Here is a 12745-nt window from a genome sequence, read left to right as displayed (position 1 = left end):
CAGGTCCTTAAGTTGCTAAGTTTGGCGTTGCAATGTTTAGCGAACCGGGTGTAACGGCATTCTGTCCGTTGTTCCCGCCCCAAAGGTTTGAGAAATAACTACTCAAAGAGCTTTTGTTGCCACCCGAAGGCATGGCAAGAGAAGTGCCACCACTCGCATAAGCCCCCGCCGCTTGTCCTGCCAGATTCGCCAGATTTGCGAATGCTTGAGAGCGGTTATTAGCCCCGGCAATCGTTCCCGCTGAAATGGCATTGCCTGCACCTAATATCCCATCAGCTTGTGCGCCTGCTGCACCAAGTATGCCTTGAGCGTTATACCCTGCTGCTCCGGTGATTCCGTTTGCATTGGCTTGAGCTGCGCCCAAAGTTCCAGCATTTTGAGCATTGCCGATGCCGATCTGATTGTTTGCGATATTGCTAGCGTTCTGATAAGCCATATTGCCCATGTTCTGCGCCAGACCTTGACCACTTTGTGCAACACCAAACAGGCGATTAAAGCGGTTTTGTTGGTCGTTGCTATAGCGGTTATATGCGTTGCCGTACTCTTGGCTTGCAAGGTTGCTATTGTTGTTTTGAAGCGCTTTTAGTGTCGCACCAGACATCAACCCACCGCCTGCAGCCGCACTTTGTTGAATGCCGTTCATGCCTTGGTCTAAGCGGAATTGATAACCCGGATCAGCTGTAAAATCGCCTGCACCGAATGATCGAGTAAGACTGCCATCAGTTAAACCTTGGTTAAGTTGACCTGTTGCTGTTGTTCCGGCTGCGGCATAAGGTTGCAAAAACCCAAGTGCAGACTGATAACCACTGTTTAGCGTGTCATTGGCATTGTTATAACCCCCAACAAGTGACTTTGTACCTGAACCATAGGCATCTTGAAGCGCCTGCGCTGCTTGTGTGGCTGCATTGGCTTGCAAAGGTGCCGCTTTGCCGTAAGCATCGACTTGAACTTGCGCCGCCTGTTGGTTTGCTGCGGCTTGAGCTTTTGCCGCTTGAGCTGCTGCATTGGCTGCGTTTGCGCCTGTCAATGACCCTAAAAATCCACCCATGACGTGCTCCCTATGGACTGATTAAATATGTGAATGAGAAAATGCCAGATATGTTGTTTATCGCGCTGTTTACATGAATGTTTACGGTGCCATCTGTTGTACAAGACGCATAAGCGGTTACTGTCTCAGTGGCAAATGTTGCGAATGGCTTTGATGCAACCATCATCAGCTTTGATGCCGTGGTGACATCCGCATCAGTGAACGATGCAGTAAAGTTTTTTGCAGGCGTGGACCCTAAATTGACATCCACGGTTTTCATGACTGGCGCAAGGTTTCGCCCCTCTAAAGAAGTCAGACGCATACCGGCTGCAGTATCAAAAGTTTCAATTGCAGTTATGCGTGATTCATGATCGTCATCATGCGTTTCTAAAGTATCTATACGCTCTTCATGATCATTTGCTGTAACGCGTAGTTGATTGATCAAAACTGTGTCTTGAGATAACTCTGTTTTAATGTCAGCTATGTCTGTAGAAGCATCACCGATACCATTAACCTTTGCTGTCAGTGCCGTAAGTTGAGATTGTGTTGTGACGTTTGCTGTCTCAAGCGTATTTATGCGGTTATTGCTATTGTTTAAGGCCGTTTGATCAGCTTTACCTGTTTGCAAGCCACTTACATTGCTTTCCAGCGTGCTAATTTTGCTGTTCTGAGCATTGTTGGTTGTGTTGGCTTGGTTTGCCGCGCTTTCGGCTTGTGTAGCCGTAGAAAGGGCTTGATTTGCCTTTGCTAAAGCTGCCGCGCTTCCATTGGCTGAGCTATTTGATAAACCATCTAAATACAAAATCCATTGCCGCGTACATAATCCATTAGGCATTGAAATTGGATCATTGGCCGGGATTCCGCTACTCATGACAAACGCGCCTCGACAATGACGATATTCACCGGATCAGTACAGCGCACGCGGTACACTCGATCACGGCCCGACCCCATGCGGCGAGTCTCTACCCGCTTGCGATATTCACCAACTTTACCGAGTGGCAATAAACGATTGTTTGACCATGTGTTGCCGTGGTCATCGGACCATGTGACCATCAATTTTGCTTCGTCATCGGTCAGCATATCGATCTCCATTAAAAAACCCACTTAAATAGTGGGCTTAGATAATTTCTCAATTTCAATTTGTAGACGGTATTTTTGATTCATTCCTACACGTCTTAATACATTGCCATCAACCACACCCAATGGATATTCAATGCCGAATCGGTCACGCTGTTGACGGTAATACAAATGGTTATCACTTTTGAGATAGAAAAGCAGTACGTCGCTTGAACTTGAACTTAATGAACGCTTGTCATCCAAGCATGTGCGAGGGTTGATAGCATCAGGAATCATCATCGTGGCGTTCGCATGAGCTGCCGAGTCATACCACAATAAACCCGCATTACCATTTTGCACAAAACTGATATGCGGGTTCATGTTCTGATCAAATGATAAACCGACTTCCGTGTATCGCAGACCTGAAAGTATTTTGACTTCTGGGGTGTTGGGCGCACTGATATAAATACCGTCTAATTTAACCTGTGCTGTCCAGACTTGAACATCAAGACCTTGCGAAGGGTCTTGCAGGTGTATGCCGCCTTTCTCGTAATCCGTTGTATAACTAAACGGTTGGTTATCAGGTGCTATAAATGATCCCGTGATAGGCGTAGTCGATAGCACCCCATTTGGCAACATGTTAGCGACTCCAACTAATCGTTAAGGTCAATGCCAATGTCTTTGTATTATCTTTTGGCAATCCCGGACTAAAACTTGTCTGCCACGAAGTACCCCCTAACACGTTGATAAGCGCCGCAGTAATAGGTGCGTTCCCAGGCAAATTGTCTGTTAGTGTGCCGTTGCAAGTGATTGAGCGTGAGAAGGAACCGGGTGTATAACTCCCAACCGTAAAACCACCATTTAGCACTAAGGTACTGCTTGATGGGATGGAATCATAATTTCCTAACGTTCCCGCACCAACTATACATCTTGAAGAACTGATGTCGTGAAATATGCTGTACCCTCCATACAGGACACCCCATGCCCCTTGACCAGTCGTATAAGTGCTTACCGCTGAAGGTCTTGTTGTGCATGTGGTATTCACACCATTTACAGAAATAACGGTTACGTTATCTGCTGTCGGAGGTGTTACGGTTAGCGTGTATGTAACAGTCAAGAACTCGTTAGCGAGTACAGTGATTGAGGTCGGGTTATTACTGCCATCTAAAATCAACGCGCGAGAAAACAAGTTGCCTGTTGATGATGTCCAACCTACCCCTACTTCACTTAAATTACCTGCCGCAACACCTTGATCAAACTGCCAAGAGTACACAACAGTGCCGACCCAAGGTGCAGATGACGGCGGGTTTGTGCTAAAGGAAAAGTTGCGGCTCGTGCCGACTAAGTATGCACTTAAAGCAGTTTGCGTAACCGCAGGCGCAGTGTTGCCCGTACCGACTTGCACACAAGCAATAACAGGGGCACTAGGCGCAGTGTCCGCTACTTTGTCTAAGCCTTGGTTCAAGATTAAGTTATCAAATTCCGCTAAAAATCTTTCCTCGCCATGCTCGTTTACCGCTGTCAATTTGAATCGCCCCGAAAGACGGATATTAGTTTCTATGTTCATGCTAAGGTGACTCCAGTAAGACTAGCACCGATGTTGAAAGGTTCTGCAGGAATGCTATATGTTAAGTAGGAAGCGACAATCGGCAGAGATATCGCAGACATGGATGCTGATGGTTTAAAGGCTTCTGCAGGAATGTTGTATGTTCCGTAACTCACCAAGATAGGCATATCTATTGCGGTCATAGATGCAGAAGGCTTGAACGCCTCAGGCGGAATGTTGTACGTGCCGTAAGTGACTGCAACAGGCAGGTTAATTGCTGTTAGAGATGCCCCCATACGAAAGATTTCTGCAGGGATGGTGTAAAAGTTAGGTCTAAGTGAAATGCCTGTTAAACTGCCGCCAACCTTAAAAACATCATTAAACATATAAGGGTAAGGCTGACTTGTGTATGAATGGATTTCTAAATCGGGGGGAATCCCCCTCTTCTTTAAATCACCCGTCTCGCAAACAATCTCAAGCCGCGTAAACCGCATCATTTGACCGTCTGTAAGCGTTGCAGGACAAGTGCGCTCACGGGTAATGATGTTGCCATCATCGGTATAGGTTCCACGGTCTAATTCGTAAATCTTGCCGTTACTGTAGTCACCCACATAATGGGTACCGTTGAAATAGGCGTGAATATGAGCGCGGTGACGGTCATGTTGCCCTTGTGTATTGGTCCATGATCGTTGGTGCCAAAGCTGCGTTGTCATATCAAAAACAAATGTGGTATTCCCAGAGGGGAAACTAATCACATAAAAAGAATGACCTTCTTGTTGGTAGGCAAATGCCACCGCATCATTATTTGTTGGATAAGAGTCAATTTCACCCTCAATAGCATGATTACTGAGACGGACAGGCTGACCGCCGGAACTCATCACAATCTGATTGCCGCCAAATTCTGATACAGCAAGCCAAATTATCCCTGTACCAAATGCACATACACTATTAGGGGCTAAACACCCCATTTCAAACACGCCGCCGGGCATACGTGCAAAGGGTTGATCTTTGTCATTGTTGGAGTAATAGCGTTCTGTGGTCTGAGTGCCAAACATCCACAGTTCGCGCTGAAACTCGACCAAGGCAACCATAGGGTCAGGACTTGCCTCTGCAGTAGCATATGACAGTGCGTCAATATTGGTTGAGTACAAGTCAGACCATACAAAGCGGTCGGACTTCTCTTTATTCATCACAAAGCGGCCATCAAGAAAAACCACAAAAGAAGATCGCGGAATATTCGAGCCGGTGAGTGTAGTCAGTACCAAGGTTTTCAGGTCTAAGACTTGATTTGTATTGCCGTTGACGATCATAGCCACGGTGCCATTATCAGCAATCGAGACAATATCTAGCCCCATAATCACGCCAGTGACTTGAGTCAGATTAAAAGTATTGGCCGGGCTGTGATAAAGCTTCTTCCCAATCACCGCTAAAAGCTGACCAGTAGACAAAACTTTTAGACAACGAACTGCCGCACTATCACCCGTGAATCGGCGGATTAATCCGGGTGTTGGTATTAGTGCAGATACACGTTGTGCACCATTAGGTAGCTCAATGGCTTGAGGGTACCAATTAATCGTATTCTGACAATCAATGATCAGCGAAGGGTTTTTATAAGCCGCGCCGACTATGGGTAACTTAGCCATAGAAATTTCGTCCTAGACCATGACGGCGGCTCATACGGCTTAGTGTGGTATCACCTTTAGATTTTAATGGCGCGGTACCATCACGGCGCACTGCAGACAAGGTATTAAGCGCCATTTGCTGAACTTCGGGATCAATCTGTAATTCATTATCAACACTGATCTGCACCGCCAAGTTATACATGATTGCTGATGCGTAACCATCAGGTAAATATAAGGTATCAGTCACCTTAACACTCTGTGGCAAAGAACCATTGCGAAGAGTGAGCGCCCACCCGTCCAATAACGTGTTAAGCGCCTCTAATGACTCCTGCTCTTGGTCTGCATTGAGATTTTCACCGGACGCGATTAGATTCGCTTTGCGTGCGGCCTCCCGCAGCAAACTAAGAACAGGTTTCATTATTTGCTATCCTTTTTATCAGTTTTTGATACATCTGCATTTGATTTTGCTATTTGCTCTTGCAAGCCATTAACGGTGACTTGAAAAGAAGAGACTTCGTTGTTTAAACGCTCAATCTCTGCAATACCTTTCTCTGCATGCCCTTCCATTTCAGCAATGGTTTGCACATGCTCTGCAATAGTTGCATTAGCTTTTTCTAGGTCAGAGACTAGCTCTTTGTTACGAATATCGATTGCAGTTAGGTCTGATTCTGCGCGTGTTAAAAGCCCTTCAAGGTTTTCAACTCGCGCTTGCAGAAAAGCAACATCACCCGATGCCTCTGTTTGGGCATTAGTTTCAGACTCAGTAGTTTTATGGTCTGAGTGATCAAGCTCCGAAAAATCCCCGTAACCTAGTTCACGTAAACGGGCCTCATGCTCTTCGTCTTTAGCGATTGCATGATCAGCATGATCACGATAAAGAGCCTTTGGGTATTCAATAGGTTCTGACATTTTTTAAATCCTCAAAAACGACAAAGCCACCCGAAGGCGGCTTTTGTCGTTTATTGGTTTGTGTTTAAGGTTAAATGACTATTACAAGCCTACGCCTGTGCGCACAGCCCAATTATTGCGAACGCCCGTAAAGCCGTACAACACATCAAGGCGTGTACCTTCAAAGTTATTCACACCATCACCAAAGGTCATGCAGCGAATTGAGAAGGTACCCGCATCAAAAGTGCTACCAACACATCCTGCAAGTAGCTTCTGAGGTACAAAAGCCGCCGCGTAAGCATCGCCCTGATAGGCTAACCCTTGCTCGATGGTCTGGTTTGCAGCACCAACGAAAGTTAAACCTGCGCCACCTGCTGGTGAAGCCGTCACATTGGCATTCGCAGTTCCTGCTGGTGTGATCTTAGGATAGATCGTTAACGCACCAGTAGTACCGCCCATCGTCGCATCAGCAAGTACGACAAACTGCATGAGATTGCCAGTATCTTGCTTGGTCAGAGGATGCAACATGTTCACACCTGTCATGGTGAAGATCATGCCAGCCTTAAAGATCGTGCCATTGGTCACGCCGCCAATCGTCAATGTTCCGCCCGTTTGCGAAGCACCCGATACGGTGACACCCGCAACCTGCGTACCATTGGTCGAGCGATACAGCGATTGATGCTCATGAAAATCAAAGCCAGCATAGCGACCAATCCAGCCTTCGGTATATTGCTTGGCAAGGTCTTTTTGCGAATTAAATAACTGGCGTGATGCCGAAACAAGCCCAACGTTCATATTACTGGTGATTAAGGATTGACGGTTATCCTCAGGGCAAAGATTGCGTTGCAGCGCAGCTCGGGCATTGTCATATGGCGACAGCGTGGTCAGCGGGCCAGTATTCGCCACAAAGTTATTTGTGAGAATAATTGCACGTTGCAACATGTCCGCTTCAACGACAGAAACAAGCGCCTTAACAGCAGGCTTCAAGATACGCTCTTTAAAACCGCCTTTTGCGTTGTACTCACCAAACTTCAAAGCCTGTTCAATTGAACCGAATTTGAGCCCTACGTGTTTAGGCGTATCGACTTTCAGCAAAATGGTTTCTTCAACCGCATTTTTTGCGGCATCAGTTGGTGACCACACGTCGCCATCGGTGACAACGGGTGTAGGAGGGATTTTAATACGGACAGACTCACCAGCTGTATAACCGCCTCGGTCTTTTCCGAACTCTTGCTCTCGATCACGGTTGATCGATTTAACAAAAGTTGATTCCTCAAGAAACATCACCGCCGCATCTTTGGCGATGATGTCATGAGTAATAATCGTGTTGTTAGAGACTGGATTTGGCATTTTCTATATCCTTTTATCTCAGACCTTTCGCCGCTAAGAAGTCCTTATCGCTCATCGCGTAAGGATCAGTCTTAACAGTGGTTCGGCCTGATACTGTTGAAATGGGTTTTGGTAGGTTTGCTGCTGCAGGTGTACGCGGCGCTGCTGCACCGTTGTTTTTTAAACTTGCGCGGACGGCTCCCAATTCCATGAGTTGCTCAGTGGGCGACTTACCAAGAAAATCAGCAAAACCCGCTAAATCTTTACCCAACTCATAAAGCATAGCCGGCGCATCATCAGCACGTAAAATTGCGTCTTTTAAATGCACTGGCAATCCTTCTGGCCCGATAAAAGGAACCATTGAGGTTAAAACATTCTCATAATCGGGATTAGATTTAGCGTATTCTGCTTCGGCTTGGACAAATTTCTGCCCAATAATTGCCTCATCTTGGGCTTGTTTTTTCTGCTCAAACTCTTTTTGCACCGACGATTTAGCTTGCTCTTGCCAGTAATCCTGCACAGCTTTCTCATAAGCAGGGATTGATTCAAATTGATCAATCGTAGGCACTTGATTGCTGGCGGTAGCATTTTGCGGTTCGTATCGTGCGCGTAACTCATTAGCAACCCGCTCTGCCTCAGCCGCACGACGATCAGCATCATGTTTTTGTCGGGTAACTTCCCCAATGCGGCGGTCAAATGCTGACTGCTTAGCTTTGGTTTGTTTTTCCTTTTCGGCTTCGGCCTGCTCTTCCTCCGTCAGTTCTACTACTTCGGCTTCTGGTTCACCCGGTTGTGCTGTCGCTTGGGTTTCCGGGGCCTCTGCTGCAGTTTCTGGCGTTGGTTCGTCGGAAGCTACGGTGTATGAAAGTTCGTCCATTGCAAGTTTCCTCTTAGCCCTGAAAACCGTCAGGTGCGGATTGTGTTACTGCAGCCATTGGGGGCGCGTTGTTCTCGATCTGGCTGGTATCGGGCGCGTAGTTTTGTTGCATTTGTTGCTGTTCTTGCGGCATAGGCTGTTGACCCATGTTTGACTCAGGCAAAGAAAAACCCGCATTTAGCGGGTTTATGTCTTGCATTGAATATTGCGAGGGCGGCGATTCATATTGTTGGTTATCATCGCTAAAACCCTGATTCACTTGCTGAGCTAGGCTAGCAGGCACTTGCATATGTTGCAGCATCAATTTAACGGCCTGCGTGAGCTCGTTTAGATTCTCTTTAGACTCATTGTTCATTCGAGCAATGGCTAGTTTGACCTGTGCATCCATTTCGGCAAGCTGCGCCTTGTGGTCACGATCCGCTTGCTTGTCCTGTACTTCGGCTTGAAGCTTTTGCAATTCTTGCTGTAACTGCTGCACAGTAGCATCGGATTGTTGCAAGTGCTGTTGTACCTCTGGCGGCAATTGTTGTTGCTGTTCGTCCGGGTCCTTAAATTGCGGTGGCAATGCGCGTTCTACTCGATCCGCAATCTCTTGAATACCAGGTGTATCGAATAGACGTAAAATCTTATCTGGTGCCGCTTGTCCGACTATTGGCATGTATTGAAGCATTTGCACAAAGTCAGTTCTATCTTGTTGGCGCTGAGTGTTATAACTTGGACCCGTCATAATGCGCACATCATAGCGGCCAACAGTTAAATCATTAAGCCACCCATTCTTACTTAATGTCTGACCTTTCTTAAGCTGCTGTCCGGGTTTCATAGCCTCATTTAATGTAATAGTCTGAGGCTTGCCATCCTCTCCAATGATCCGTTTAACACGCTGTTCGGTGTAAAAAGCTTGATATTGAGGGATGAGAATACGGCCAACCTGTGCTATTGATTTATTCAGATTGTCAGGAAAATGAAAGTTCGATGTTTCTTGCTGATTTTGCAGCTTGCCAAGAGCAACCCCGGATTGATCATTTTGCGAAGAGCCCATAGCAGGCGCGTGCATGTTAAGCACATCGACAATTGCCTGTTGTGCACCCATAGCGGCATTGAGCACACCTGTAGGCGAACCGGGAAAGCCTACGCGCTGTGGCGGTGGTAATTGTTGCCCTGTTTGATCGTCCTTGTAGTTGTAATGTAGAACGCGCAATCCTTTAGGGTCTTTCCACTCATGCTCATATCCTGCAATTTGTTCAACTGCTGCAACATAAGGCGCGTCGACCATTTCTGACAGTTGGTGAGCTTCGGTAGACTTCCAATAATTAAAAAGTCGTGATGGGTCTTTTGCAAAGTGGACCAGACTAAAAATATGACGATCTTCACCTATAAATGTGACTTCGCCATATACAGGAATGACAGGTATAAAACGGCCAATAAAAACCGTACGGTCTAAAACCTTACTGCCTGTCACCTTATACCAGTTGATCACCTTCTTTGCAGACTTGCGTGTCTTAATAACAAGCTCACCCGCAATTACCTCTTCTTTCCACTTCGTCGAACCATCACCAAGCAAACACAGCTCTTTGACATCGGATTCGATACAGAAATATTCTGCAACAAGTACCTTTTTATCGCTGATATTGTACCAAGACGGCATGTCTGATAAATCACTGTCAAAATCATCTACAGCATCTTCGCCATGCTCTTTAATCAGCTCATCTTTATCAACCCAACTTTTCACTAAAGCACGCGTGTTGTCGCTACCATCAAGGGCCTTTGACATCGGATCGATATAAACAGATTCCGGGTTATGTACGGCAACTATACGCGGCTCTTGGTCAAAACTATCTTCGCTCACATAGTCGGTGATGACGCGAATAAAGCCCATGCCGCCATATACGGCATTCTCTGCCGCCGCATCATAGGCTGACTCTGCATCACTCACACTTTCCGTATCTTTCACTAACCCTTTAATCGTGTTTGCTGTTTCAATGTCTGCAAATGAGTCAACAGGTAAAGGCTGAATCTGTGGCCTGTTCTGGCGTTGGGTGTTGATCTGCTGGCGGCAATACGTGCGGGCAAGATTAATCTCTAGACTAGGCAATCCATCCTCTTCTCTGGCTTTCTTTGCCACCGCATCCCATTGTGCGCCGTCAATCGTCACAAACTCTTTATCTTCACGGCCCTTTTGATAAATCGGGTTCCAATAGTCTTGGGCTTCGGTCAGAAAACCACGAATTTCAGACAAGATGTCATCGTCTGAGCGCTTGTCATCTGACTTTTGCGGGTCTGCATCTTTCACGTCAGTATCAGGCTTTTCGATATCGTCTAAATTCATGATTAACTCATCCAGCCGCCACGGCGACCACGTTGTGTAGATTTTGGAATAACTTTGACATTCAATAGCCCTTGGGCCATTGCCTGCGGGAACTGTCTAAAACTGTCTGCGCCTTCGGTATGTATGTTCTTAAGCGGCTCATCCGACCATGTACCCCGGTGTTGGCTCCATGACTTCGTATAACCGTCTAAGTGCGCAATCCCTTCTTTGCATTCCGTGGCATCAAACCAGACATCACCCACCAAAACATCACGGGTGATCTGTATCCCCTGCTGCAAGTCTTGAACCCGGTTAACAATCACAATATCGCGCAGCCCTAAATCTTGCAGCATCTTCATAGGGCTTGTGTTTGCGACCTGTCCTTGTCTTACATGCCCGGCATCATGTGGCAAACAGTGTTTTCCCCACACATAGCCTGTTGTTTGAAGCTTTTTAACGTAGAAGGCGTAAGGCTCTCCCCAGCCTTCGACATAGCCTATAAATCGATCCTGCAGCCCGACACGTTGATGCAGCCATATGCCACAACCATCACTGCTTCCAATATCCCAGAAGGTATTTACGGGCACGCCTTGCGTATATTTGACGGTGGTAATGCGTCCTTGCTTACGAACAATCGTCATTTGTTCGGCGTAGTAGCAACCTTCTTTGCTAACTTGGAAAGCCTCATCAACAAACGAGGGGTATTCCTGCCACATCTTTTGCGGATTGCCGCTAAACGTCACATCACGTTCTGATACATACCAAGCACGCTGCTGTAGATCGAGAGAAACATTTAGCTTTGCCTCAAGCTCATCAAAATATTTGTGATCTTTATCGGTCATGACGACATCATCAGGATTCACCCGATAATGTGGCTCATCAAACCAAGGGGCAAAATGCAATCGATACTCCTTTTGTGCCAGTTTGCGGCCTAGTTCTTTAACCTTCTTAGCCGATTGAGTCATGTTAAAAAAATCCCCGTCTTGCCCTTCGGCGGTAGACTCAATCACGACCATTCCGTTCTTTGGTACCGCAGGCAATGAACCCGTAACAACCTCTGCGGCCTTGATAGGGAACATATGGCATATTTTGCCGAACTCAGAGACAAGCAGGCGGTGAATCGTGCCTGAACGCATCGAAGTCGCCACTTTGATCGAACTATTGTTGTGACCAAAAAGAAGTTCTGACGCATTAGATCGAGCAAGAGGCATTGCGTTTTTCAGCACATCGGGCAACTTCTCATATGCAAATTGCACTTTATCCCGGAATATCTTTTGTACTGCCTCTTTGTCCTGCGCAATGATCCCGCAACGGGTATCAGCATTGAATAACGCATGATCCAGCCACAAAATGCAGATTAGTGTGGTAAAACCAAGTTGACGGGCCTTCAAGATGATGTTTCGGTACCAAAGGCGCTTAATTAACCGCATCTGTGCGGCGTTGGGCTTGAACTCCTGAACTAAAACATCTTCGTCATTGTCGCCCTTGATCATGATCTTATACAGCGCACCACTACAAACCCGCCACATTGCGTCCTGCAAGCAATAAAACATCTGTTCGGGGGTTTGTGGCCTAAAGTTAAAATCAATCCCACCATCGGCCCGGCGCGGTATATCAATCATCATCTGTAACCGTTTCCGCAAACGGCAATGCAGAACCTTGCAATTGTGTAACCAGCATAGACAAAGGATCGCCGCCCTTGCCTGTGATCTCTTTGCGGTTCGTGTATGAGTCGCCCACCTCTTTTGCGGCCTGCTCCAAAGCCTGCATTTTCAATACGCTATTACCTTTTGCCTCATCGACAATACGGTTCAAGGCACGCAAACGAAAAGACTTGTTTGCTATAGGGATGTCGCTGACATCTTCTTTGAACTTGGTCCGGGCTTCATGAAATTCATCAACCCATTTTTTGCTCAAATTCTTACCCGCCCGCTTTGTGGGGTCATACATTTCGCACTGCTGCCGGGTAACATCGATTTTAAATTCTTGCTTGACGGCTAACACGATTTGAGATGGTGTGTCATAGCACGCAAGCGATTGAACGATAAATCGTTTTAACTCATTTGTTAGCGCTGCCATAAGTACCCACCTGTCA

The 12745-nt window shown here is 46.6% G+C and carries 13 protein-coding genes; all 13 read right to left on the bottom strand.

Going from position 1 to position 12745, the window contains the following annotated elements; all coding sequences use genetic code 11:
- Positions 1 to 7 precede the first annotated feature (7 nt).
- On the bottom strand, positions 8 to 1048 hold the full coding sequence (locus HYN46_RS16965; protein WP_114897543.1) for a hypothetical protein: 1041 nt from the start codon (positions 1046 to 1048) through the stop codon (positions 8 to 10).
- Positions 1049 to 1058: 10 nt separating this feature from the next.
- Positions 1059 to 1898 (bottom strand): hypothetical protein, encoded by an 840-nt coding sequence (locus HYN46_RS16960; protein WP_114897542.1) that lies wholly within the window; start codon positions 1896 to 1898, stop codon positions 1059 to 1061.
- Positions 1895 to 2107, bottom strand: a complete 213-nt coding sequence (locus tag HYN46_RS16955) for a hypothetical protein (RefSeq protein ID WP_114897541.1) — start codon at positions 2105 to 2107, stop codon at positions 1895 to 1897. The genes HYN46_RS16960 and HYN46_RS16955 overlap by 4 nt, the downstream gene beginning before the upstream one ends.
- A gap of 24 nt (positions 2108 to 2131) precedes the next feature.
- The gene (locus HYN46_RS16950) at positions 2132 to 2722 is read right to left on the bottom strand and encodes a hypothetical protein (protein WP_114897540.1); all 591 of its coding nucleotides are present in this window, start codon (positions 2720 to 2722) and stop codon (positions 2132 to 2134) included.
- Position 2723: 1 nt separating this feature from the next.
- Positions 2724 to 3650 (bottom strand): hypothetical protein, encoded by a 927-nt coding sequence (locus tag HYN46_RS16945; protein WP_114897539.1) that lies wholly within the window; start codon positions 3648 to 3650, stop codon positions 2724 to 2726.
- The gene (locus HYN46_RS16940) at positions 3647 to 5272 is read right to left on the bottom strand and encodes a packaged DNA stabilization protein (RefSeq protein ID WP_114897538.1); all 1626 of its coding nucleotides are present in this window, start codon (positions 5270 to 5272) and stop codon (positions 3647 to 3649) included. Before HYN46_RS16940 ends, HYN46_RS16945 begins: the two co-directional genes overlap by 4 nt.
- A complete protein-coding gene (locus HYN46_RS16935; RefSeq protein WP_114897537.1) occupies positions 5265 to 5669 on the bottom strand; it encodes a hypothetical protein in 405 nt (134 codons plus the stop codon). Before HYN46_RS16935 ends, HYN46_RS16940 begins: the two co-directional genes overlap by 8 nt.
- Positions 5669 to 6160, bottom strand: a complete 492-nt coding sequence (locus HYN46_RS16930) for a hypothetical protein (protein ID WP_114897536.1) — start codon at positions 6158 to 6160, stop codon at positions 5669 to 5671. Before HYN46_RS16930 ends, HYN46_RS16935 begins: the two co-directional genes overlap by 1 nt.
- Positions 6161 to 6241: 81 nt before the next feature.
- The gene (locus HYN46_RS16925; protein ID WP_114900477.1) at positions 6242 to 7489 is read right to left on the bottom strand and encodes a P22 phage major capsid protein family protein; all 1248 of its coding nucleotides are present in this window, start codon (positions 7487 to 7489) and stop codon (positions 6242 to 6244) included.
- 13 nt (positions 7490 to 7502) lie between these two features.
- A complete protein-coding gene (locus HYN46_RS16920; protein ID WP_114900476.1) occupies positions 7503 to 8345 on the bottom strand; it encodes a hypothetical protein in 843 nt (280 codons plus the stop codon).
- A 13-nt stretch (positions 8346 to 8358) separates the two neighbouring features.
- The gene (locus HYN46_RS16915) at positions 8359 to 10671 is read right to left on the bottom strand and encodes a portal protein (RefSeq protein ID WP_114900475.1); all 2313 of its coding nucleotides are present in this window, start codon (positions 10669 to 10671) and stop codon (positions 8359 to 8361) included.
- Positions 10672 to 10673: 2 nt separating this feature from the next.
- The gene (locus tag HYN46_RS16910) at positions 10674 to 12275 is read right to left on the bottom strand and encodes a terminase (RefSeq protein ID WP_228254843.1); all 1602 of its coding nucleotides are present in this window, start codon (positions 12273 to 12275) and stop codon (positions 10674 to 10676) included.
- The gene (locus HYN46_RS16905; protein WP_114900474.1) at positions 12265 to 12729 is read right to left on the bottom strand and encodes a DUF2280 domain-containing protein; all 465 of its coding nucleotides are present in this window, start codon (positions 12727 to 12729) and stop codon (positions 12265 to 12267) included. The genes HYN46_RS16910 and HYN46_RS16905 overlap by 11 nt, the downstream gene beginning before the upstream one ends.
- Positions 12730 to 12745 lie beyond the last annotated feature (16 nt).

The sequence above is a fragment of the Aquirhabdus parva genome (assembly GCF_003351745.1).
GTDB lineage: Bacteria > Pseudomonadota > Gammaproteobacteria > Pseudomonadales > Moraxellaceae > Aquirhabdus > Aquirhabdus parva.
This window is presented reverse-complemented; position numbering and strand designations above follow the sequence as displayed.